The sequence below is a fragment of the Bradyrhizobium lablabi genome, assembly GCF_018131005.1.
GTDB classification, from domain to species: domain Bacteria; phylum Pseudomonadota; class Alphaproteobacteria; order Rhizobiales; family Xanthobacteraceae; genus Bradyrhizobium; species Bradyrhizobium lablabi_D.
Map to the genome: position 1 here is coordinate 513,028 of NZ_JAFCJK010000001.1, position 22,011 is coordinate 535,038.

Genomic DNA, 22,011 nt, shown 5'->3' on the forward strand with positions numbered 1-22,011 from the left:
CAATTCATAGGAAAAAGCAGATGAATGAGAACGAGCTGATAATCGCAACCGAAAACCTGCGAATGGATCCCCACTATCACGCTGCCGAGATTGTTCGCCGGAGACTTGGCGCGCAAGCGATGGCAACAAGCTCGAACGAGGACGACAAGGCAGCCGTGCAGTTGCTCATCGGGACCTGGGAGACGATCGCGGCGCTGACGCGCGGCGTCAAGGGACGGGACCGGGTGTTCGAACGAATGCCTGTCTGCCATATGTATCAGGCGCTTGCGCCGGCTATCGAAGTCTTTCGGGCGACACTCCCTGAGTATGCAGCGGGCTTCGAGAAGCTCAACACCGAGTATCACGCCTGGATGAAAAAGAAGAAGAAGAGCGCCGAGTACGTCACCTCGGCGTGCAGCGGCATGCTGAGTGCGAGGTTCGGCTAGTCCGTGCTCGGCGATAACCTGGAGTCCAGGTTCTCGACTTGGCTGCTTCGGCCTTACCTTGACCTGGGCCCGTTTCAGATCGGACCGGCCCACGCCGGCTCGATCGAGGCAGGGTGGCAGGCATTCGCGAACCCGGACGGCCCTCCCTTCATCCCGCAACGAGCTCTGGCACCCGGTTTTCGCGATCAATTGGCCGAGCAAGCGGGCCGAGACTATGCGCTCGGCGACCCTCGCGAACTGGCAGATCATCTTCGAACCGAACGATGGCGCACGCTCTGCGACAGCATCGACGGATGGGCCGATCTGCCGGCCGCGCGGAAGAGCCGGCTGGCGGCCCTGTTGCATTCCCTGTGCTTCTACGATCTGCTGCTCGCACTGATAGCTGAGCACGAAGCGGCGGCGAGCACTGCCGATCCACACGCGGGCGAACTCGCCTTCTGCAGGGCATCTGCGCAGTTCATGGCAAACTTGGCGACCCGCCGTGCAGGCTGGGACGCGGAAACGATGTCGTGTTTCGAGCACCTCGCGCTCGACTGCGATGGCCACCCCCATGTGAGATTCAACGCTACCGCGATGATGCTCGTGCAGAAGGCGAAGACCAAGGCTCCGGCGGAAGACCTCGCCGAATGGGGCAACCGGCTGGAAAGCGCGATCGCCGCTGTTGGGCCCAGCGACGAATGCTTCATCTCCCGCCTGCTCAGGAGCCGGTTCTATCGTGGAATGGGGTTCGTTCCCCAGCGGACAGGCGATCGCGCAGAGCTCGTTCGCATCATGGATCTGGCCGAACATCACGCCCGAAACCTCAGGCCAGCAACGCCGGCGCAGGAGCTTCTGGCCCGGGAAAACCTGCATGCCGTCATGGAGAGCCGCACCAAGGAGGCGATTTGGCTCAACGAGATGGAACTCGCAACAACCAGGGCCACGGAAGTCACAAGAGTGGACCCGTACGATTCAAAGGCGTGGGTCGAGCTGGGGCAGGTGCATTACCTGCGCGAGGATTGGCGGAAGGCCGCCGAGGCCTATGCGGTGGCTGCCATCCTTGGACCGCCGGCGAGCTTGGTCGGCAGACACATGGCCGCGGTTTGCCTGCGTGAACTCGGACTGGACGTTTTTGCGGCTTTCCTCTTCAAGGAGACGCTGGAAATCGATCCACAGGGCATATCGCCTCGCCAGGAAATCTTCGATTTGCCATCCACAGAGCTGACGCGGGCGCTCAAACAATGGGGTCATTCGACGATCCGGCTTTGACGCCCTCCCCGAGCCGCCGCCGCATCAATCCGTATCTCCATCATCGCCCGGAATTTCCGGGCATCAGTGCGTGCGGCTACGCCGGGTGTGGTGTCGCGAAGCCTTCCTGGTCGCGGATATGGCAGGTTCTCTCGCGGCCAATGCCGCACGCTGCTCCTGCAGCCGCGCGTCATAGCCGGGCGATGGCACGACCGTCGGTGGTGCGGCGCGAGCAGGGCAGGCGCCAAGCGCCGCAAGGGCGAGCAACAACGCAGGGATTCGCTTCATTGTTTCTCTCCTATGAGACATCGAAATTGGGCTGCGATAGCAGCCCTTTCAAGCCGGTCATGACGCGCGGATCTGCTCTGCCGTAAGCCCGGGCGCGCCGCGACCGTCGGCTTCCGCCTTGCGGATCAGTTCCACCACGCGGCGCGACAGCGGCGCCGCGAGCCCGCGCCGGTCGGCGATCTCCGTGATCACGCCCTGCAGATAGTCGATCTCGGTGCGGCGCCCGCGCTGCAGATCCTCCCACATCGAGGAGCGCGCCTCGGGATCGATTTGCATGGTGCGTCCGAGCAGTAATTCGAAGACCACATTCGGCAGCCGCAGCAATCGCGGCATCCAATTTGCCGGGATGGGCGTCGGCGACACCGGCACGATGCCCTCGGCGCGGATCGCGGCCAATCCCTCGGCCATCTGGTCGGCGAACAATTGCCGCCAGGCGCGCTGTGCGAGCTGGCTGCGCAGCGGAATGTTGGACAGCGCATTGAGCGCATTGTTGAGATTGACGATCAGCTTGCCCCACTGCACGCCCTCTATGTTGTCGGTGGCGCGCACTGCGAGGCCCGACACCGACAGCATCGCTGCCGTGTTGGCCTCGTCCTGCGCGATCACGATGTCGCCCGAGGTCGAGCGATGAAAGCGTCCGTCGCCAAGAGCAACCACGTTGAACGGCACCATCCCGCCCAGCACGCGCCGTCCCGGCAGGCGGTCGCGCAGCAGCGTGGCATTGCCGACGCCGTTCTGCAGGCTGATGACCACGACGTCAGGGGGCGCGTGGCGCGCGACGAGGTCCGCTATCTCGCGCGTGTCGGCGCTCTTGACCGTGACCAGCACCGCCTGGGCATCGCCGAAGATCGAGGGATCGTCGGACAGCAAGAGCCCGCTTGCGGAAACCCTCTGCTCCGATCCATCGAAGCTCGTGACCCGCAGTCCGTTGGCGGTGATTTCCTCCACCACCCTCGGCCGCGCCAGCATTGCGACGCGGCGGCCGGATACCGCCAGCATGCCGCCGACGAAACACCCGATGCTGCCGGCGCCCGCAATGCCGATCGGCCGATCCTTGTTCATTAAACCAAACATCCATGCATCGCGGCTCGATAGCAGAACTAGCGATGACTGCCCATCGGGCAGACCGCCGGCGCTGATCGCGATGCCTTGTAACCCTCATGGGCCACCGTTATGCTTCAAGCACGGGGCACGGTTGTGGCAGGAGACGATCATGGGTCTACTCGACGTCCTCAACGGCATGCAGAACGGCCCGCGTGGCCCGAGCACGCCAAGCGCTCAATCTGACAGCAGCAGCGGCGGAATGTCGCCGATGACGATGGCAATCCTGGCATTGCTTGCCTGGAAAGCCGTTAAGCATTTCACCGGAGGCGAGCCTGATGCACCGGCGCCGAAGCCGGCACAGGTGCCCCCGCCCTCCGGCAATGTAGCCGCGAGCCTGCCCGGTGGAACGGGCGGCGGCGGACTGTCCGACCTGCTGAAGGGCGGGTTGGGTGGACTGCTCGCGGGCGGCGCGGCCGGCAGCGTGCTGAGCGGCGGTCTTGGCGATTTGCTCAATCAGCTTCAGCAAAACGGTCATGGCGAAGCGGCCAATTCCTGGGTCAGCAACGGGCCGAACAAGTCGATCTCGCCCGGCGATCTCGCCAACGCGCTCGGCGCCGATCAGATCAACTCGCTCGCGTCGCAAAGCGGATTGTCGCGAGACGATCTGCTGAGCGGTCTCAGCCGGTATCTGCCCGATGCGATCAACCATCTGACACCGGACGGCAGGCTGCCGAGCGGCGAAGAATTGTCAGGCCGGCTCTGACGGGGCGTTGGTTTCCAACGGGAGAGGACGACATACATGAGTGGCATCATCTGGGTCATCATTGTCGGCTTCGTCGCCGGCATCATCGCGCGAATCCTGTCACCGGGCCGCAACAACCCGACCGGGTTCATCCTCACCACCGTGCTCGGCATCGCCGGCGCATTTCTCGCGACCCTGATCGGCCAGGCGATCGGCCATTACGGTCCCGAGCAGGGCGCCGGCTTCATTACAGCCACGATCGGCGCGCTGGTGGTGCTGTTCATCTGGAATCGGTTGGTTGCGAGCCGCGTGATCTCGGATCCGGGCAACAGGTGACGCCGCAGGCCGTCACGTCCGTCATCGCGAGCCGGATCGCGCGAATGCGCGCCCGATGACGGGTTCCACGAAGCAATCCATAGCGTCGCGAGCGCAGAGATGGATTGCTTCGTCGCTTCAGCGCAAATTCGCTCTGCAATTTTGTCGCGAGCTATCGCGATGACGTCGGCAAGGCCGAGTGCGCATCACTGAATCAAATGCATGCCCGCGTCCATGCGGACGAACTCGCCGGTCATGTTGCTCGATGCCGGGCTCGCCAGGAAGCAGACGAGGTTCGCGATGTCCTCCGCCGTCGACGCAACCTGCAGCGGCACCCGCGCCACCACGGCATCGCGCACCTGCTTGGCTCCTTCTTCGCCGCGGCCCTTGGTGAACCAGGGCGTATCGATATAGCCCGGGCACACGGTGTTGACGCGGATCAAGGGCGCCAGCGCGCGGGCCAGCGACTGCGTCATGGTATTGAGCGCGCCCTTGCTTGCGGCATAGGCGATCGACGAACCGCCGCCGGAAATGCCGGCGACCGACGAGACATTGACCACCGCCGAGGGCCGGCCTGACGCCTTGGCGCCGGCTTCCAGCAGCGCACGCGCGGCGCGCACCATCTGGAACGGACCGATCGTGTTGACAGCGTAGATGCGCTGGAAGTCATCCGCCGAGAGCCCGTCGAGATTGTGATGCGGCACATGCTTGGTGGTGCCGGCATTGTTAATGAGCACGTCCAGCCGCCCCCAGCCGCTCGCGGCCGCGACGATCTTCTTGCAATCCTCATCGCGCGAGACGTCGCCCTGCACGACCAGCACCTCGGCTCCCCGCTTGCGGCAAAGATCGGCGGTCTGCTCGGCTTCCGCCTTGCTGTTGGAATAATTGACGATGATGCGCGCGCCCTCCTTGGCGAGGATTTGCGCAGTGGCGGCGCCGAGACCCGATGCAGCCCCCGTCACGATCGCGCACAAACCATCCTTCGACATCTGCATTTCCCTTGTTGTTCCGAGCTGAAGAGCTTTCTGTTCGAGCACGATCCTCTTGGAAAACCGGAGCCCACTTTTCCGGGATCATCCTCATGGTGGCATACCATATCGAGCAGCGACGTCCTTGAAAATCTGCGAAATCCGCTCCGCGGAATTTAGTCGTCGCGTCGTGGATCGCATGCCGCGGTCGCAGATGGCCCTGCGGGCAACGCTTGTCACGGCTATGGCTTTTCCCCATCATTGAGCGCAAGAACGGTACATGCGGGGTGCAGCCGAACTGTCGGGTACCCAAGCCAATCAACAAGAGGAACGCTGTGGCGGAGAGTGAAAACATCGTCGCCGAGACCGCGGAGAAGATTTTCGCCGATCTCGCCGATGCCCAGACCATCAATCACGACAAGCAGGGCGCATGGAAAGCGCCGCTGTGGCGGGCGCTGACCGAAGCCGGCCTGCCGCTCTCCTGGGTACCTGATCATCTCGGCGGTTCCGGCGCGAGCCTCGCAGAAGGCTTTGCGGTTCTCAACGTCGCCGGGCGGCACGCGATCGCCGTTCCGCTGGCCGAAACCATGCTGGCGGGCTGGCTGCTGACGCAGGCCGGAATTGCCTCCCCTGAAGCGGAGATGACGGTTGTGCCGGCAAGTCCGAAGGACCGCATCAGGCGCAACGCCGACGGCAGCCTTTCCGGACGCGCGCGCGCCGTGCCGTTCGCGAAGCAAGCCAAACATTTCGCGGTGCTGGCAAGCGGCAATGACGGCATCTCGATCGCACTCGTCGATGCCACGAAATGCCGGATCGAGACCGGTATCGGCCTTGGCGGCGACCACAGCGATACGGTTACGCTCGACAAGCTGCGGCCGGTTGCGATCAAGCCTGCGCCTGATGGCTTCGACCAGACCGCTCTGATGCTGATGGGCGGCGTGGTGCGCTCGCTCCAGATCGCGGGCGCGCTGGAATCGATGCTCGACATCTCCGTCCGCTATTCCAACGAGCGCGTCGCCTTCGAGAAGAAGATCTCGAAATTCCAGGCGGTCCAGCACAACCTCGCCCGCCTCGCCGGCGAATCCGCCGCGGCACTGGCAGCCGCGACATCCGCGGCCGATGCCATCGCTCACGCCAAGTCGCTCGGCGACGCCGCGGTGTTCCTGGAAGCGGCGTCGGCAAAGATCCGCTGCTCGGAAGCGGCGGAAAAAGGCGGCGGCATCGCCCATCAGGTGCACGGCGCGATCGGTTTCACCGTCGAGCACATCCTGCATCGCTACTCGCTGCGCGCGCTCGCCTGGCGCGACGATTTCGGCTCGGAGAGCTACTGGGCGGTCGAGCTCGGCAAGCTCGTCGCCGACCGTGGTGCCGATGAATTGTGGCCGCTGGTGGCCTCGCGCTGAGATTAGAGAGACATCAGATGACCGCAGCCCTTCGATTCGATCCGATCCGCCTGCCGGAAAAATGCGAGCAACTTCGTAAGGAAGTGCGCGCCTTCCTCGCGGAGGAGATAGCCGCCGGCACTTTCGATCCTCACGCGCCCAATCGCGAAGACAACGACGCACCGGAATTCTCCCGCCGCGTCGGCGCCAAGGGCTGGCTCGGCATGACCTGGCCGAAGAAATATGGCGGCCAGGAACGCTCGTTCCTCGAGCGCTATGTCGTGACCGAGGAAATGCGGGTGGCGAATGCGCCGACCCGGCGCTTCTTCGTCGCCGACCGCCAGAGCGGGCCGGTGCTTTTGAAGTACGCGCCCGAGCACATCAAGATGGACATCCTGCCGCGCATCTGCCGCGGCGAGCTCTGCTTTGCCATCGGCATGAGCGAGCCGAATTCCGGCTCGGACCTGTTCGCGGCGAAGACGCGCGCGACCAGGACCGACGGCGGCTACCTGGTCAACGGCACCAAGATCTGGACCTCGTCGGCGCATATCGCCGACTACATGATCGCGATCTTCCGCACCTCGCCGCCAACCAAGGAAAATCGCCGCCACGGGCTGACCCAGTTTCTGGTCAAGATGAAACAGCCGGGCATCAAGGTGAACCCGATCGGCCAGATCACCGGACAGTTCGAGTTCAACGAAGTCGTGTTCACCGATTACTTCGTTCCCGACGATCACGTGCTCGGCGAAATCGACGGCGCCTGGAAGCAGGCGACCAGCGAGCTCGCCTATGAACGAAGCGGCCCCGAGCGTTTCCTTGAAACCTATTACGTGCTGACCGAATTGGTGCGCGCGGTCGGCAAGAATCCCGACACCCGCAGCGCCGAAGGCATTGGCCGGCTGGTGGCGCAAGTCCACACCATGCGCCGGATGTCGGTGTCGGTCGCGGGCATGCTGCAGGCAGGCAAGGAGCCGGTGGTGGAAGCTTCGATCGTGAAGGACATCGGCACTGTGTGGGAGCAGCAATTGCCGCACCGCGTCCGCGATCTCGCCGCCTTTGTCGAGGAGACCGCGACCAACCGCGAGACGCTGGAGAAACAGCTCGATTTCGCCATCAAGACCGCGCCCAAGCTGACAATCCAGGGCGGCACCACCGAGGTGCTGCGCGGCATCATCGCCCGCGGCCTTGGCCTGCGCTAATTCAACGAGGACGGATCATGACCAAGTACACGGATATCGGCGTCGAGACTCACGGGCATGTCGGCCTGATCGAGATCCGGAAGCCGCCGCTGAATTTCTTCGATGTCTCGCTGATCAACCAGATCGCCGACGCGCTCGAGGAGTTCGACAACAACATCGAAATCCGCGCCTCGGTGCTCGCCGCCCAGGGCAAGGCGTTCTGCGCCGGCGCCAATTTCAGCGATCCGGCGCGGCAGGAGCAGGAAGAGCGGGCCAAATCCGATCCCGCCTCGAACCTGCCGATCAACCATCTCTACGTCCAGGCGGTGCGCATCTTCCGCAACAAGAAGCCGATCGTCGCGGCGATTCATGGCGCGGCGATCGGAGGCGGCCTCGGGCTCGCCGTCTCGGCGGATTTCCGGGTTGCATGCCCCGAAGCGCGCTTCTCGGCGAACTTTACCAAACTCGGATTCCATCCGGGCTTCGGCCTCACAGTCACGCTGCCCGAGCTGATCGGCAAGAACAATGCGGAATTGATGTTCTACACCAGCCGCCGCGTCACCGGCGAAGAGGCCTATCACTGGGGCCTCGCCAACGTGTTGGTGCCGCAGGACCAGGTCCGCGCGGAGGCGATGAAGCTCGCGCAGGAGATCGCCGAATGCTCGCCGCTCGGCCTCGTCTCCACCCGCGCCACGATGCGCGGCAACCTCGCCGACCGCGTGCTCGCCGCGACCAACCATGAGCTCGTCGAGCAGACCAAGCTGCGCGCCACGGAAGACTTCAAGGAAGGCGTGAAGGCTACCGCCGAGCGCCGCGCCGCGAATTTCAGGGGGCGGTGAGCTAAAAGTGCACCCTTTCTCAACACGTCGTCCCGGCTTTCGCCGGGACAACATTGAGGAGGGAGTTATTACTATTCCTTCGGCACCACCAACGCGTCGACAATCGTGACGCCCTGCCCTTCGGCATGCACCAAAACCGGATTGACCTCGATCTCGGAAATCTCGCGCGAGTGCTGTGTAGCCAGCGTTGATATCTCCGAAATCAATTGCGCCAACGCTGCGACATCGGCCTTCGGCGCGCCGCGGAAGCCTTGCAGCAGCGGCGCGGCCTTCAACGTCTCCAGCATCGCAGACGCTTCCGCGACACCTAGCGGCGCAGGCCGGTAGACGATGTCCTTGAACAATTCGGTCGTGATGCCGCCGAGTCCCACCATCACCATCGGCCCGAAGGTCTCATCCAGCATGGTGCCGACAATGATCTCGACACCCTTCTTCGCCATCGGAGCGACCAGCACGCCCTGGATCTTCGCGGCAGGCCGATGCTTCCCTGCATTCTCGAGCAAGTCGCGATAGTTCGAGAACGCCTCGCCCTTGGTCGCGATGTTGACGCGGACGCCGCCAACCTCGCTCTTGTGCGCGATATCGGGCGACTGGATCTTCATGACCAGCGGGAAGCCTGCGCGCGCGATCGCGGCATCGAGCCCATCCCGCTCCCGTACCAGCACCTCGTCCGGCAGCATGATGCCGGCGGCACGCAACAGCGACTTGCTGTCGTATTCGGACAATTTCTTCGATTCCAGATACGACGAGAGATCGCGCAGGGGCAACGCCGCGCGTTCCACCTCCGGCACGAACTTGAACTTCGCGTATTCCGCCAGCCGCCGCATTGCGACGGCGGCATGAGTGAGGCCGGACAAGACCACGACACCGGATTTTGTGAGCTCCTGCCGCGCGAAATGCGACGGCAGCGTGTAGGAGTAGAACAGGACCGGTTTGCTCTGCGCCGCGATCACCGGCTTCAGCTCGGCCCCCTTGAACGGCATGCGCGTCTCGCTCGACAGCGACAGCACGACCAGCGTCGCATCGACCTCATCAGACTCATCGAACAGCTCGATGCTGTTCTGCAAGCCGCCGGAGGTGACACCCTGCGCGGTGACGTCGACCGGGTTACCCGCCGCGCCATAGGACGGCATCCATTTCTTGATCTCGTTCTGGACCGTTGCCGAGAGCTCCGGAACCTTGAGCCCCTGCATCGATGCGGTATCAGCAGCCCAGATCCCCGCGCCGCCCGAGACGGTGAGCACCGCGACGCGGTCGCCCTTCGGCAGCGGGTTGCTCGCGAGCACCGCCGCGATTGTCACGGCCTCGTCGAGATCGTTGGAGACGATCAAGCCGTACTTTGCGAACACCGCGTCATACGCGACCGACCAGCCGGCCATGCTCGCGGTATGCGAGGCGGCCGCACGTTCTCCGGCGCCGGAACGGCCGACCTTGGTCACGATGACCGGCTTCTTGATCTCCGCCGCGCGCCTCGCGGCTGCCAGGAACCTGTCGACGTCGCGGATGCCTTCAACGAACAGCAGAATCACGTCGGTGGACGGATCCTGCACCATGTAGTCGAGAAACTCGCCGGCGCCGAGATCGCTCTCATTGCCGGCGCTGACGACATAGCTCAGCGCAACGCCGAGTGCCTTTGCGCGATGATAGATCGCAAAGCCGATGCCGCCGCTTTGGGCGACGATCCCGATCCGCCGCCTGGTTGCGACCAGCACGGGCGCATCCGGCTTGACGTCGACCGTCGGGCTGAAAGTGGCCGCGACCTTCTGCACCTGGCTGTAGAAGCCCTCGGCGTTGGGGCCGGAGATGCGCATGCCAGTCCTCTTCGCCAGCGCCGCGATTGCATCCTGCATCGCCGCGCTATCGCCGCCCTCTTCCGCGAACCCGGACGAGATGATGACGGCGTTCCTGACGCCGGCTGCGGCGCACTGCTCGAGCGCCGGCAGCACCACGCGAGCGGGAATCACGATGACGGCAAGATCGACCGGCGCTCCGATGTCGGCGATTGACTTGAAGCATTTCAGCCCGTCGATCTCGTCATAGTTTGGATTGATCGGATAGAGTTTTCCGGGAAAGTCGTTCTTGCGCAGCATCGAGAGCAGCCGCCCGGGAATCTTCTCGTGATCGCGCGAGGCGCCGATCAGCGCAATGCTTGCGGGAGCGAAGAAGGAATCAAGGGGATGCGGCATGCGGAGTGCTTCCTTGTTGTTGTTATTGACCTCAACGATAGCGAATCGCTGCGGGGGGATCGTTCTATCCCCGTCATCCTGAGGAGGCCGCAACGCGGCCGTCTCGAAGGATGAACGGCCAGCGGCCGGGCCGTACATCCTTCGAGACGCGCTATGCGCTCCTCAGGATGACGGGGTGAGAGATCCGAGCGCTACGTCGTTAGCTTGAACGTTACGCCGCAAAGAAAAAATTCGTCCCCCACCACCGCGCAGCCCCTGGCTCTTGCCGCATTCAGCACCTTCGTCTTGTCGGCGACCTCAAACGTCAGCCCGCTCATGATCTCGCTGTCGCCCTTCACGAAGCGGAAGACACTGTTTGGCAGCCTCAACATCGCTTCGCCTTCGGCAGGCACGCCGATGATCCTGCCCCAATGCTCCGCCAGCGCCAGCGGATCTGGGCTCTTCATCTCGACCTCGGTCAGCGCCAGCGTCGTGTCCTTGCGGATCGATTTCTGCCAGTCCGGGCCGGCCGGCGGATACGGGCCCAAAATGTCGTCGCTGCCCTCGGTGTGGTTGAATTCGATGAAGGCGGCACGGCAGTCCCGCGGATGAAGCTGAACGCCGTGGTACGGCGTGTGCGTGATCACGTTCGCCGTGCGCACGCCCATGGCGTTGGCGCGCGCGCCGCGCGCGCCGGGATCCTCACAGCAGAAAATCGCCATGTAGCCGCCGCGGCCGCCGGTCTTCTCGACGAAACGGCCGGCCGCAGTGCCCCGCTTGAACGGTGCGACCACCTCCAGAAGAATGGTATCGACCGGCAGCAGCGCGTTCTCGAGGCCGTACTTCGCTACGTTACCGTCCCGGTAACAGACGCTAAGGCCCATGATCGCAGAAATGTCCGAGATCACGGGCTCGAGCTGCGGCGCCACCAGACAGATCTGCCGCAGCCGCACATCATCGACCATGGCCTACTGCCCCTGGAACACCGGCTTGCGCTTCTCGACGAAGGCCTTCGCGGCCTCCTTGTGGTCGGCGGTTTCGCCGGCGCGCGAGTGATGGATCGCCTCGGCGTCGAAGCAGGCTTCCAGCGTCATCGTCTCGGCATTGTTGATGTTGCGCTTGATATAGCCGAGTGCCACCGACGGACCCTGCGCCAGCGATCGCGCGAGCTCGCGCGCCTCCGCCTCGACCTCCGCATCGGGCACGACCCTGGTGACTATGCCGAGATGATAGGCCTCCTGCGCCGACAGCACCGGCGAGGTCAGATAGAGCTCGCGCGCCTTGGCGCTACCAAGCATCCGGGTGAGAAAATAGGTGCCGCCGTAATCGCCGGAAAACCCGACCTTGGCGAAGGCGGTGGTGATCTTGCAGGATGCGCTGGCAACGCGCAGATCGCAGGCGAGCGCGATCGACAGCCCGGCGCCGGCCGCGGCGCCGTCAAGTTGAGCAACGACGGGCTTCGGCATCAGGTGCAGGATGCGCGAGACCTCCATGCCGCGGCGCAAATTCGCCATCTTGGTCTCGAAGGGAAGCGGCGCGCGCCCTTCCGCCATCGACTTCACGTCGCCGCCGACGCAGAACGTGCCGCCGGCGCCCTTGATCAGAACCGCGCGTACCTCGTGGTCCTCGGCCGCGCGACGCGCCGCCTCCACAAGGCCGCGCGTCATGTCGGGGTTGAGCGCATTGCGCCGCTCCGGACGGTTCATGGTGATGGTGAGCAGGCCCTGATCGAGGGACTGTAGGACCATTTGATTGTCGCTCATGGCTGATGCTTTCGTTGTTGTTGGTTTAATGGAGGCCGCTTCCGCGCCGTCATTGCCAGCGAAGCAAGGCAATCTCAGCGCGCGGACAGATGGATTGCTTCGTCAATTCAGCGAAAAATTGCTTTGCAATTTTGTCGCGAGCTCCCAGCAAAGTCGCCGATACCCGTCATTTCTTCACAAGCGGGCAGCGCGAGGATTCCAGTGACTGGAAGGCCTCGTTGCCCGGCACGGTCGCGAGCAGCTTGTAGTCGTCCCAACGGCCCTTGGATTCCGAGGGCTTCTTGACTTCGAACAGATACATGTCGTGCACCATGCGGCCGTCGTCGCGGATCCTGCCGTTCTTGGCGAACATGTCGTTGATCGGGGTCTCCTTCATCACCTTCATGACCGCGGCCGAGTCCGTGGTACCCGCGGCCTTCACGGCCTTCAGGTAGTGCAGCACGGAGGAATAGACGCCGGCCTGCGCCGAGGTGGGCACGCGCTTGGTGCGTTCCATGAAACGCTTGGTGAAGGCGCGGGTGTCGTCGTTGAGGTCCCAATAGAACGCTTCGGCGAGCAGCAATCCTTGTGCAGTATCGAGCCCGACGCTGTCGATGTCGGTAACGAAGGCGAGCAGCGGCGAGAGCTTCTGACCCCCGCTCTTGGTGAGGCCGAATTCCGCGGCCTGCTTGATCGCATTGATGGTATCGCCGCCGGCATTGGCGAGGCCGACCACCTTGGCCTTGGAGGCCTGCGCTTGCAGCAGGAAAGACGAGAAATCCGACGTGTTGAGCGGATGCCGCACGCTGCCGAGCACCTTGCCGCCGGACTTCAGCACCACGCTCGTGGTGTCCTTTTCGAGATCCTGGCCGAAGGCGTAGTCCGCGGTCAGGAAGAACCAGGTGTCGAGGCCGGACTTCACCGCGGCAAGCCCGGTGACGTTGGCCTGCGCGAAGGTGTCGAACACATAATGCACGGTGTAGGGACCGCAGGCCTCGTTGGTGAGGCGGATCGAGCCCGGACCGTTGAAGATGATGATCTTGCTGCGCGCCTTGGCGATCTCGCCGGCGGCGAGCGCGGTTGCGGAGGCCGCGACGTCGAAGATCATCTCGACGCCCTGGTTGTCGAGCATGTCGCGCGCGATATTGGCGGCCAGGTCGGCCTTGTTGAGATGGTCGGCCACCACGATCTCGACCTTGCGCCCGAGCACTTCACCGCCGAAGTCCTCCACCGCCATCTTCGCGGCGGTTTCGCTGCCGGGACCGGTGATGTCGGCATAGAGGCTCGACATGTCGAGGATGCCGCCGAGCTTCAGCGGCGGCTTGCCCTGCGCCAGCGCCGCATTCGCCGACATCGCAAGCGCGCACGCGAACACGCCGGCCAAAACCCGATTCATCCAAGCCTCCCTTGAAGCACGCGCCGCATTTCCACTGCGGCTGGTCCGTTTATGAAGGGCGGATCATGCCGCATGCCATCCATCGCAGCAAGCCGCTGCAATGCAGCGCCGCCGTGCAGTTTTCCGTTCAACGGAATGGCTGGAATGTGTCAGCATGAGCGAATGCAGCCTTCACGCATTCCAGCAGACATCGTTTGCAGCGTGCTGATCGCGTCAGTGATCGTCTTCGCTGCCGGTGACGGACACGCAGCCGGATGCGATTTCGAAATTCAGGGCGAAGGCCGCGTCGCTGCGATCGTCGATGCGCGCAGCTTCCGCCTGAACGACGGGCGCGAGATCAAGCTCGCCGGCATCGAGGTGCCAGACACGGCGAAGGCCACCGCAGTACTTTCGGCCCTCTTGGTCGGGCGCGGCGTGACGCTGCGCGGCGATGACGACATGCCGGATCGCTACGGCCGCCAGCCGGCCTATGCCGTTCTCACGGACAGCGGAACACAGGTACAGGGCGAACTGCTGCGCCAGGGGCTCGCGCTGGTGTCATCCGAGGTCGCCGACAGGGACTGTGCCGCAACCCTGATGGCGGCGGAGGGCGAGGCGCGGCGGGCGAAATTGGGAACCTGGGTCGATCCCACGGCCATAAAAAACGCGGAAAGTCCGGGCGATATTTTGGCCGGGATCGGGCGCTTTATGGTGGTCGAGGGCAGGGTGTTGTCCGTGCGGCAGGCAGGGGCTACGACCTATGTGAATTTCGGCCGAAACTGGACACGGGACTTTGCAGTAACCATTTCAAGGCGCATAGTTCCAGCGTTCGAGGCGGCTGGACTTGCGCCTAAGTCCCTCGAAAATCGAAGGATTCGTGTCCGCGGCTGGGTGGAAGCACGAAGTGGCCCACGAATTGAGTTGCTCCGGGTTGAGCAGGTTGAAGTGCTGGGCGGGGACTAGGACGGGTTCGAACTGGGGCCCTACTGATTCGCTCGACAAGTTGTGAGTTGTGAACGTGATTGAGCGTGCAAGACGGCGCGAGAAAATAACGGGCCGCCGCCTTTTGGCTGCGTCGGCATTTTTGTGCGCTGCGCTCACCCTGTCGGCTTGCGGGAACTTCGGGAAGCTCGAGACCGCCTCCCCCGCCGCAACGCCGCCGCCGGTGAAGCCGAATCGCGTGGTGACACAGACGCCGGCCACGGAGCGGGAGCATGAGCGTATCCTCGCCTCTTATGGCGGCGCCTATGACGACCCGAAGCTGGAAGCCTTGATCAGCAAGACCGTCGACCGGCTGGTTGCCGCCTCCGACCGTCCCGATCAGGCCTACAAGGTCACGATCCTCAACTCCGGCGCGGTCAACGCCTTCGCGCTGCCGACCGGCCAGCTCTATGTCACGCGCGGCCTGATCGCACTCGCCAGCGACACCTCCGAATTGTCCTCGGTTTTGAGCCACGAGATGGCGCATGTCCTTGCCAAGCACGCCTCGATCCGCGAGGACCAGGCACGGCAGGCGGCGGTGGTGACACGCGTCGTCACCGACATGGGCAATGATCCCGATCTCACCGCGCTCGCGCTCGCAAAGACCAAACTGACGATGGCGAGCTTCTCGCGGCAGCAGGAGTTCGAGGCCGACGGCATCGGCGTCGGGCTTGCCGCGCGCGCGCGTTTCGACCCCTTCGGCGCGGCGCGCTTCCTGACCGCGATGGAGCGCAACGCGGCGCTCAAGGCCGGCAAGACCCCGCTCGACCCGCGCGCGCAGGATTTCCTGTCGTCGCATCCGGCAACTCCCGAGCGCATCGCCAATGCGCAGGCGACCGCCCGGCAATACTCATCGCCCGAGAGCAACGAGCGCGACCGCGAGACCTATCTCGCCGCGATCGACAACATCGTCTACGGCGAGGACCCCAGTGAAGGGTTTGTCCGCGGCCGGCGCTTCCTGCATCCCAAGCTCGGATTCACCTTCGCGGCGCCCGAGACCTTCACGCTCGACAACACCGCGCAGGCGGTGATCGGCGTGCGCGAGGGCGGCACCCAGGCGATGCGCTTCGATGTGGTGCGGGTGCCCGCCGAGCAGTCGCTGGGCGACTACCTCAACTCCGGATGGATGGAAGGCGTCGAGAAAGCCTCGACCGAAGACCTCACCGTCAACGGTTTCCCGGCGGCCTCGGCCTCCGCGACTGGCGATCAGTGGCAGTTCAAGATTTACGCGCTGCGCTTCGGCAGCGATGTCTACCGCTTCATCTTCGCGGCGAAGCAGAGGACCACCGAGAGCGACCGCAACGCGCGCGAGACGGTCAACTCGTTCCGCCGCCTGACGCTCGATGAGATCCAGGCGGCGCGTCCGCTGCGCATCAAGATCATCAACGTTCAGCCCGGCGATACCGTGGAATCGCTGTCGCATCGCATGGCCGGGGTCGACCACCCGATGGAACGCTTCCGCATGCTCAATGGGCTCGATGCCCATGCCCAGGTCAGGCCGCGCGACCGCGTCAAGATCCTGGTCGATTGAGACGCCTCAGAGCATTATCGGTTCTGAGGGAATCGGAACCGAAGCTCCAGGTTCTTGTTGACGTATTTTCGTCACGCTAACCGATGCGCGCCGTTGGCCGGATGCAAGGTCAGCCCTGCGCCTCACGCAGTCCACTCAGCCACAGCGCGAGCAGCGTCCATACCGCGCCTGACAACAGGTACGCGCCCGCCGATATCAACCCGAAATGGGTCGCGAGCAACAGCGCGGCGAGCGGCGCGAAGCCGGCGCCGAACAGCCATGCGAAATCCGACGTCAGCGCAGAGGCCGTATAGCGATAGGTCCGTGCGAAGCTCGAGGCGATCGCGCCGGACGACTGGCCGAAGGAGAGCCCGAGCAGGATGAAGCCCAGCACCATGTAGACGGCCTGGCCGGCCTCGCCGGCATCGAGCAGTTGCGGCGCAAAGCCGCTATAGACGGCGATCGCGATCGCCGAGCCTATCAGCAGCGGCTTGCGCCCGACACGATCGGCGATCATGCCCGAGGCGACGATCGCAGCGACGCCGACCATCGCGCCGACCATCTCGATGACGAGGAAGCTCACCGGGCTTTCGCGGGTGAACAGGAACACCCAGGACAGCGGAAACACCGTGACCATGTGGAACAGCGCGAAACTCGCCAGCGGCGCAAACGCGCCGAGAAGGATGTTGCGTCCCTCATGCGCGACCGTCTCGGCAACCCCTACCGGCTGCAGGTCGCGACTCTCGAACAGATCGGAATATTCCGGGGTCGCGACCATGCGCAGCCGCGCGAACAGCGCCACGACGTTGATGGCGAAGGCGACGAAGAACGGGTAGCGCCAGCCCCAGTCGAAGAAGTCCTCCGCCGAGAGATTGCCGGCGAAAAACGCGAACAGTGCGCTGGCGAGGACGAGCCCGAGCGGCGCACCAAGCTGCGGCACCATCGCGTACCAGCCACGATGGTGCGCCGGCGCGTTGAGCGCGAGCAGCGAGGCGAGCCCGTCCCATGCGCCGCCCCAGGCGATGCCTTGCGAGGCGCGGGCGGCGGCAAGCAGCCAGATCGCCGCCACGCCGATCGTGTTGTAGCCGGGCAGGAAGGCGATCGCGACCGTGGCGGTGCCGAGCAGAAACAACGCGATGATCAGCTTGGCGCCCTTGCCGTGGCGGCAGTCGACCGCCGTGAAGATGATCGTGCCGAGCGGGCGCGCCACGAAGGCGAGCGCGAAGATCGCGAAGGAATAGAGCGTCCCGGTCAATTCATTGACGAACGGAAACACCAAACGCGGGAACACGATCACCGAGGCGATCGCATAAACGAAGAAGTCGAAGAACTCGGACGTGCGTCCGATGACGACGCCGATCGCGATCTCGCCGGGCTTCGCCTGCCCGTGTGCAGCCGGAATCGGGTTGCCGTGAGCTGTTGCAGGGGCTTGTGCCATCGCCATCGCGCCGTGATTCGTCGTTGAACATGCGGGCCCGAAGCGGCTCGCGCCGCACCGTCCCGTTGACTGTTTGAGCCTCCTATGCCGCAACGCAACATTGGACAAATTGTCCAATGTCCCCCCTGCTGCATCGCAGCTACCCCTTGGCGAACCTACGAAAATTCCAACGAGGTCAGTCGTGCGCGCCTTGAAATTGTTGGCATTATTGCCGTTAGCGGCCGCTTTGGGCGGGTGCGACTACGTCGTTCTCGCCCCGGCCGGCGACATCGCCGCGCAGCAGCGCGATCTTGTCGTCATCTCGACCGTCCTGATGCTGCTGATCGTCGTGCCGGTCATGGCGCTGACTGCGTTGTTCGCCTGGCGCTACCGGCAGTCCAACACCTCGGCGACCTACCAGCCGGATTGGGACCACTCCACGCAGCTCGAACTGGTGATCTGGTCTGCGCCGCTCCTCATCATCATCTGCCTCGGCGCGCTGACCTGGATGGGCACCCATCTGCTCGATCCCTACCGCTCGCTCGGCCGCATCGCAACCGACCGGCCGATCGAGCCCAGCGTTGCGCCGCTCAACGTCGAGGTGGTCGCCCTCGACTGGAAGTGGCTGTTCATCTACCCCGACTACGGCGTCGCTACCGTCAACGAGTTCGCCGCTCCGGTTGATCGCCCGATCCGCTTCCGCATCACGGCCTCTTCCGTGATGAACTCGTTCTACATCCCGGCGCTCGCGGGCCAGATCTATGCCATGCCGGGCATGGAGACCAAGCTGCACGCGGTCGCCAACAAGGTCGGCACCTTCAAGGGCTTCTCCGCCAATTACAGCGGCGCAGGCTTCTCCGGGATGCATTTCGCCTTCAAGAGCCTCTCGCCATCCGACTTTGACGGCTGGATCGCCGCAAACAAGGTCGAAGGGCACATGCTCGGACGCAGCGACTATCTGCAGCTCGAGCGCCCCAGCAGCAATGAACCGGTGCGCCACTACGCTTCCGTCGATCGCGACCTCTACAAGGCGATCGTCAACATGTGCGTCGAGCCGGGAAAGATGTGCATGAGCGAGATGATGGCGATCGATGCCAAGGGCGGGCTCGGCCGCGAAGGGCTGAACAACACGCTGCCGCTGACATACGACAAATATGCCCGCCGCGGCGCGCCGTTCGGCCCCGAGCCGACCGTCCTTGCCGGCATCTGCTCGATCGACGAGCTGAAGGACCAACCGTCGCACGAAGTCACGGCTCCCGCCGACATGACGCCGTTGCGCGGCGTCGGGCTGAAGCGCCCGCCGTTCTCGCCGGCCAATCCGTCATCGACGTCTTTCCTGCTCGGACTCCGTCCAAAGTCAGAATCCTAAAGAGGGCCGCATGTTCGACAATCCCGCTCTCATCAAGGCGATCTTCGGCCGCCTCACCATCGAATCGCTGCCGCTGCATGAGCCGATCGTAGTCGGCACCTTCGCGGTGGTCGCGCTCGGCGGCGTCGCGCTGCTCGGGGCCGTCACCTATTTCCGGCTGTGGAGCTATCTGTGGCGCGAGTGGTTCACCACGGTCGACCACAAGCGCATCGGCATCATGTACATGATCCTCGGCATCGTGATGCTGCTGCGCGGCTTTGCCGACGCCGTGATGATGCGCCTGCAGCAGGCGATCGCCTTCAACGGCTCGGAGGGCTATCTCAACGCGCATCACTACGACCAGATCTTCACGGCGCATGGCGTGATCATGATCTTCTTCGTGGCAATGCCGCTGGTCACGGGCCTGATGAACTATGTGGTGCCGCTGCAGATCGGCGCGCGCGACGTCTCGTTCCCGTTCCTCAATAATTTCAGCTTCTGGATGACGGTCGGCGGCGCGGTGCTGGTGATGATGTCGCTGTTCATCGGCGAGTTCGCGCGCACCGGCTGGCTCGCCTATCCGCCGCTGTCGAACCTCGGCTACAGTCCCGACGTCGGCGTCGACTATTACATATGGGCGCTGCAGGTCGCCGGCGTCGGAACGACGCTGTCGGGCATCAATCTGATCTGTACCATCGTCAAGCTGCGCGCGCCGGGCATGACGATGATGAAGATGCCCGTTTTCACCTGGACCTCGCTCTGCACCAACATCCTGATCGTCGCCTCGTTTCCGGTGCTGACCGTGGTGCTGGCGCTGCTTGCGCTCGACCGCTACGTCGGCACCAATTTCTTCACGAACGACTTCGGCGGCAACCCGATGATGTACGTGAACCTGATCTGGATCTGGGGTCATCCCGAGGTCTACATCCTTGTGTTGCCGGCATTCGGCATCTTCTCCGAGGTGACCTCGACCTTTTCGGGCAAAAGGCTGTTCGGCTACACCTCGATGGTCTACGCCACTGTCGTCATCACGATCCTGTCCTATCTGGTCTGGCTGCACCATTTCTTCACGATGGGGTCGGGCGCCAGCGTGAACTCGTTCTTCGGCATCACCACCATGATCATCTCGATCCCGACGGGCGCGAAGATGTTCAACTGGCTGTTCACGATGTATCGCGGCCGCATCCGCTACGAATTGCCGATGATGTGGACCATCGCTTTCATGCTGACCTTCGTGATCGGCGGCATGACCGGCGTGTTGCTCGCCGTGCCGCCGGCCGACTTCGTTCTGCACAACAGCCTGTTCCTGGTCGCGCATTTCCACAACGTGATCATCGGCGGCGTGCTGTTCGGCCTGTTCGCCGGCATCGGCTATTGGTTTCCGAAGGCGTTCGGTTTCCGCCTCGACCCGTTCTGGGGCAAACTGTCGTTCTGGTTCTGGGTCTCGGGCTTCTACCTCGCCTTCATGCCCCTCTACGTGCTCGGCCTGATGGGCGTCACCCGCCGTCTTCGCGTGTTCGACGATCCGTCCCTGCAAATCTGGTTCGTCATCGCCGGCATCGGCGCCTTCCTGATCCTGCTCGGCATCATGTCCATGCTGGTGCAGTTCGCGGTCAGCATTCTCCGTCGTGAGGAACTCCGTGATGTCACCGGCGATCCCTGGAACGCGCGCACGCTGGAATGGGCGACCTCATCGCCCCCGCCGGATTACAACTTCGCCTTCACGCCGGTTGTCTATGACAACGACGCATGGTGGGACATGAAGCGCCGCGGCTATAGCCGCCCGCTCACCGGCTTCAAGCCGATCCACATGCCGAGCAACACCGGCACCGGCGTTATCCTCGCCGGCCTCTCGACCGCGATGGCGTTCGGCCTGATCTGGTACATCTGGTGGCTCGCCGCCTTGAGCTTCGTTGCGCTGCTCGCGGTCGCGATTGGCCACACCTTCAACTATCACCGCGACTACGACATCCCGGCGGATGACGTGGTGCGGGTCGAAGACGCGCGCACGCGTCTGCTTGCCGCGGGAGCCAGGTCATGACGGTTGCAGTCGTCCCCTCACAAGATTCCGAACCGATCTTTCACGTCATCGACGAGCACGCACACCCCGAAGGCGCCAGCACGATGCTGGGCTTCTGGGTCTACCTGATGAGCGACTGTCTCATCTTCGCGATCCTGTTCGCCACCTTTGGCGTGCTCAGTGGCAATTACGCGGCCGGTCCCGCGCCGAGGGACCTGTTCGATCTGCCGCTGGTCGCGCTCAACACGTCCATGCTGCTGCTGTCGTCGATCACCTACGGCTTCGCCATGCTGACGATGGAGAGATCGCGCATTGGCGCGACGCAGGCCTGGCTTGCGATCACCGGCCTGTTCGGCCTCGCTTTCATCGGCATCGAACTTTCCGAGTTCGCGCACATGATCCATGAGGGCGCCACCCCGCAGCGCAGCGCCTTCCTGTCGTCCTTCTTCACGCTGGTCGGCACCCACGGCCTGCACGTCACCTTCGGCCTGGTCTGGCTGGTGACGCTGATGGTGCAGGTCTGGCGCTACGGCCTGATCGAGGCAAACCGGCGGCGTCTGATGTGCCTGTCGATGTTCTGGCACTTCCTCGACGTGGTCTGGATCGGCGTATTCACCTTCGTCTATCTTCTGGGAATGCTGCGATGAAAATCGACTCACACGCCCTGCAACCCGAGGCCGGCGGCCATGATGCCCATGACTCGGCGGTCCATGACTCGGCTGCCCACGGCTCGCTGTCGAGCTACCTGATCGGCTTCGGCCTCTCGGTCGTCCTGACCGCGATCCCGTTCTGGCTCGTGATGTCGGGCGCGCTAGGCAGCAAGCAACTCACGGCGCTCGTCGTCATGCTGTTCGCGGCGGTGCAGATCGTGGTGCACATGATCTACTTCCTGCACATGAACACGCGCTCCGAGAACGGCTGGACCATGATGGCGTTGATCTTCACCATCATCATGGTGGTGATCGCACTCACCGGATCGCTGTGGGTGATGCATAACCTCACCGTCAACATGATGCCCGTACACGACATGAGCGGCATGCGGTGA

General features: G+C 63.8%; 21 protein-coding genes. 13 read left to right on the forward strand and 8 right to left on the reverse strand.

Annotation, left to right across the window (positions count from 1 at the left end; all coding sequences use genetic code 11):
* Positions 1-20 precede the first annotated feature (20 nt).
* Positions 21-425, forward strand: coding sequence for a hypothetical protein (locus JQ553_RS02390; RefSeq protein ID WP_212498274.1), 405 nt, complete (start codon positions 21-23; stop codon positions 423-425).
* A gap of 3 nt (positions 426-428) precedes the next feature.
* Entirely contained in the window at positions 429-1,673 is a 1,245-nt protein-coding gene (locus tag JQ553_RS02395; protein ID WP_212498275.1) for a hypothetical protein, read from the forward strand.
* A gap of 63 nt (positions 1,674-1,736) precedes the next feature.
* On the opposite strand, the gene JQ553_RS02400 is transcribed toward JQ553_RS02395, so the two are convergent.
* Entirely contained in the window at positions 1,737-1,940 is a 204-nt protein-coding gene (locus tag JQ553_RS02400; RefSeq protein ID WP_212498276.1) for a hypothetical protein, read from the reverse strand.
* 57 nt (positions 1,941-1,997) lie between these two features.
* Positions 1,998-3,002: a 2-dehydropantoate 2-reductase gene (locus JQ553_RS02405; RefSeq protein ID WP_212498277.1), complete on the reverse strand. Its 1,005-nt coding sequence runs from the start codon at positions 3,000-3,002 to the stop codon at positions 1,998-2,000.
* A gap of 151 nt (positions 3,003-3,153) precedes the next feature.
* On the opposite strand from JQ553_RS02405, the gene JQ553_RS02410 reads away from it, so the two are divergent.
* The gene (locus tag JQ553_RS02410; RefSeq protein WP_212498278.1) at positions 3,154-3,747 is read left to right on the forward strand and encodes a YidB family protein; all 594 of its coding nucleotides are present in this window, start codon (positions 3,154-3,156) and stop codon (positions 3,745-3,747) included.
* Positions 3,748-3,783: 36 nt separating this feature from the next.
* On the forward strand, positions 3,784-4,062 hold the full coding sequence (locus JQ553_RS02415) for a GlsB/YeaQ/YmgE family stress response membrane protein (protein ID WP_212498279.1): 279 nt from the start codon (positions 3,784-3,786) through the stop codon (positions 4,060-4,062).
* Positions 4,063-4,247: 185 nt separating this feature from the next.
* Here the strand turns inward: JQ553_RS02415 and JQ553_RS02420 are convergent, their stop codons facing one another.
* Positions 4,248-5,030 carry an SDR family NAD(P)-dependent oxidoreductase gene (locus tag JQ553_RS02420; RefSeq protein WP_212498280.1) on the reverse strand — a complete coding sequence of 261 codons (783 nt, stop codon included), beginning with the start codon at positions 5,028-5,030 and terminating at the stop codon, positions 4,248-4,250.
* 314 nt (positions 5,031-5,344) lie between these two features.
* Between JQ553_RS02420 and JQ553_RS02425 the strand changes: the two genes are divergently transcribed.
* Genes JQ553_RS02425 through JQ553_RS02435 form a run of 3 tightly spaced genes read left to right on the forward strand, consistent with a single transcriptional unit; the run spans position 5,345 to position 8,408 of the window.
* Positions 5,345-6,412 (forward strand): acyl-CoA dehydrogenase family protein, encoded by a 1,068-nt coding sequence (locus JQ553_RS02425; RefSeq protein ID WP_212498281.1) that lies wholly within the window; start codon positions 5,345-5,347, stop codon positions 6,410-6,412.
* Between the two features lie 17 nt (positions 6,413-6,429).
* Positions 6,430-7,590 (forward strand): acyl-CoA dehydrogenase family protein, encoded by a 1,161-nt coding sequence (locus JQ553_RS02430; RefSeq protein WP_212498282.1) that lies wholly within the window; start codon positions 6,430-6,432, stop codon positions 7,588-7,590.
* A gap of 17 nt (positions 7,591-7,607) precedes the next feature.
* The gene (locus JQ553_RS02435; RefSeq protein ID WP_212498283.1) at positions 7,608-8,408 is read left to right on the forward strand and encodes an enoyl-CoA hydratase/isomerase family protein; all 801 of its coding nucleotides are present in this window, start codon (positions 7,608-7,610) and stop codon (positions 8,406-8,408) included.
* Between the two features lie 71 nt (positions 8,409-8,479).
* Here JQ553_RS02435 and JQ553_RS02440 read toward each other — a convergent pair whose 3' ends face one another.
* From JQ553_RS02440 to JQ553_RS02455, 4 genes are all read right to left on the reverse strand, one after another.
* Positions 8,480-10,594 carry an acetate--CoA ligase family protein gene (locus JQ553_RS02440; protein WP_212498284.1) on the reverse strand — a complete coding sequence of 705 codons (2,115 nt, stop codon included), beginning with the start codon at positions 10,592-10,594 and terminating at the stop codon, positions 8,480-8,482.
* 191 nt (positions 10,595-10,785) lie between these two features.
* The gene (locus JQ553_RS02445; RefSeq protein ID WP_212498285.1) at positions 10,786-11,538 is read right to left on the reverse strand and encodes a hypothetical protein; all 753 of its coding nucleotides are present in this window, start codon (positions 11,536-11,538) and stop codon (positions 10,786-10,788) included.
* Positions 11,539-11,541: 3 nt separating this feature from the next.
* On the reverse strand, positions 11,542-12,336 hold the full coding sequence (locus JQ553_RS02450) for an enoyl-CoA hydratase (protein ID WP_212498286.1): 795 nt from the start codon (positions 12,334-12,336) through the stop codon (positions 11,542-11,544).
* Between the two features lie 166 nt (positions 12,337-12,502).
* A complete protein-coding gene (locus tag JQ553_RS02455; RefSeq protein WP_212498287.1) occupies positions 12,503-13,711 on the reverse strand; it encodes an ABC transporter substrate-binding protein in 1,209 nt (402 codons plus the stop codon).
* Between the two features lie 72 nt (positions 13,712-13,783).
* Here JQ553_RS02455 and JQ553_RS02460 point away from each other — a divergent pair, with 72 nt between their 5' ends.
* Together JQ553_RS02460 and JQ553_RS02465 are read left to right on the forward strand one after the other, a co-directional pair.
* Positions 13,784-14,653: a thermonuclease family protein gene (locus tag JQ553_RS02460; RefSeq protein ID WP_249143893.1), complete on the forward strand. Its 870-nt coding sequence runs from the start codon at positions 13,784-13,786 to the stop codon at positions 14,651-14,653.
* Positions 14,654-14,708: 55 nt separating this feature from the next.
* Positions 14,709-16,202, forward strand: a complete 1,494-nt coding sequence (locus tag JQ553_RS02465) for a M48 family metalloprotease (protein WP_212498288.1) — start codon at positions 14,709-14,711, stop codon at positions 16,200-16,202.
* Between the two features lie 109 nt (positions 16,203-16,311).
* On the opposite strand, the gene JQ553_RS02470 is transcribed toward JQ553_RS02465, so the two are convergent.
* Positions 16,312-17,619: an MFS transporter gene (locus JQ553_RS02470; RefSeq protein WP_409363018.1), complete on the reverse strand. Its 1,308-nt coding sequence runs from the start codon at positions 17,617-17,619 to the stop codon at positions 16,312-16,314.
* A gap of 181 nt (positions 17,620-17,800) precedes the next feature.
* Here JQ553_RS02470 and cyoA point away from each other — a divergent pair, with 181 nt between their 5' ends.
* From cyoA to cyoD, 4 genes are read left to right on the forward strand one after another with little or no spacing between them, the layout of a single operon-like run.
* Complete coding sequence (gene cyoA / locus JQ553_RS02475) at positions 17,801-18,967, forward strand: ubiquinol oxidase subunit II (RefSeq protein WP_212498290.1); 1,167 nt, start codon at positions 17,801-17,803, stop codon at positions 18,965-18,967.
* Between the two features lie 10 nt (positions 18,968-18,977).
* On the forward strand, positions 18,978-20,987 hold the full coding sequence (gene cyoB / locus JQ553_RS02480) for a cytochrome o ubiquinol oxidase subunit I (RefSeq protein WP_212498291.1): 2,010 nt from the start codon (positions 18,978-18,980) through the stop codon (positions 20,985-20,987).
* The gene (gene cyoC, locus JQ553_RS02485; RefSeq protein WP_212498292.1) at positions 20,984-21,613 is read left to right on the forward strand and encodes a cytochrome o ubiquinol oxidase subunit III; all 630 of its coding nucleotides are present in this window, start codon (positions 20,984-20,986) and stop codon (positions 21,611-21,613) included. The genes cyoB and cyoC overlap by 4 nt, the downstream gene beginning before the upstream one ends.
* Entirely contained in the window at positions 21,610-22,011 is a 402-nt protein-coding gene (gene cyoD, locus JQ553_RS02490) for a cytochrome o ubiquinol oxidase subunit IV (RefSeq protein ID WP_212498293.1), read from the forward strand. The genes cyoC and cyoD overlap by 4 nt, the downstream gene beginning before the upstream one ends.

What these genes read in the sequence shown, in the direction of transcription:
- JQ553_RS02390 (WP_212498274.1), top strand. Translation starts at nt 21, where the DNA reads ATGAATGAGAACGAGCTGATAATCGCAACCGAAAACCTGCGAATGGAT.
- JQ553_RS02400 (WP_212498276.1), bottom strand. Translation starts at nt 1,940, where the DNA reads ATGAAGCGAATCCCTGCGTTGTTGCTCGCCCTTGCGGCGCTTGGCGCC.
- JQ553_RS02405 (WP_212498277.1), bottom strand. Translation starts at nt 3,002, where the DNA reads ATGAACAAGGATCGGCCGATCGGCATTGCGGGCGCCGGCAGCATCGGG.
- JQ553_RS02410 (WP_212498278.1), top strand. Translation starts at nt 3,154, where the DNA reads ATGGGTCTACTCGACGTCCTCAACGGCATGCAGAACGGCCCGCGTGGC.
- JQ553_RS02415 (WP_212498279.1), top strand. Translation starts at nt 3,784, where the DNA reads ATGAGTGGCATCATCTGGGTCATCATTGTCGGCTTCGTCGCCGGCATC.
- JQ553_RS02420 (WP_212498280.1), bottom strand. Translation starts at nt 5,030, where the DNA reads ATGTCGAAGGATGGTTTGTGCGCGATCGTGACGGGGGCTGCATCGGGT.
- JQ553_RS02430 (WP_212498282.1), top strand. Translation starts at nt 6,430, where the DNA reads ATGACCGCAGCCCTTCGATTCGATCCGATCCGCCTGCCGGAAAAATGC.
- JQ553_RS02435 (WP_212498283.1), top strand. Translation starts at nt 7,608, where the DNA reads ATGACCAAGTACACGGATATCGGCGTCGAGACTCACGGGCATGTCGGC.
- JQ553_RS02440 (WP_212498284.1), bottom strand. Translation starts at nt 10,594, where the DNA reads ATGCCGCATCCCCTTGATTCCTTCTTCGCTCCCGCAAGCATTGCGCTG.
- JQ553_RS02445 (WP_212498285.1), bottom strand. Translation starts at nt 11,538, where the DNA reads ATGGTCGATGATGTGCGGCTGCGGCAGATCTGTCTGGTGGCGCCGCAG.
- JQ553_RS02450 (WP_212498286.1), bottom strand. Translation starts at nt 12,336, where the DNA reads ATGAGCGACAATCAAATGGTCCTACAGTCCCTCGATCAGGGCCTGCTC.
- JQ553_RS02455 (WP_212498287.1), bottom strand. Translation starts at nt 13,711, where the DNA reads ATGAATCGGGTTTTGGCCGGCGTGTTCGCGTGCGCGCTTGCGATGTCG.
- JQ553_RS02460 (WP_249143893.1), top strand. Translation starts at nt 13,784, where the DNA reads ATGCCATCCATCGCAGCAAGCCGCTGCAATGCAGCGCCGCCGTGCAGT.
- JQ553_RS02470 (WP_409363018.1), bottom strand. Translation starts at nt 17,619, where the DNA reads ATGGCACAAGCCCCTGCAACAGCTCACGGCAACCCGATTCCGGCTGCA.
- cyoB (WP_212498291.1), top strand. Translation starts at nt 18,978, where the DNA reads ATGTTCGACAATCCCGCTCTCATCAAGGCGATCTTCGGCCGCCTCACC.
- cyoC (WP_212498292.1), top strand. Translation starts at nt 20,984, where the DNA reads ATGACGGTTGCAGTCGTCCCCTCACAAGATTCCGAACCGATCTTTCAC.
- cyoD (WP_212498293.1), top strand. Translation starts at nt 21,610, where the DNA reads ATGAAAATCGACTCACACGCCCTGCAACCCGAGGCCGGCGGCCATGAT.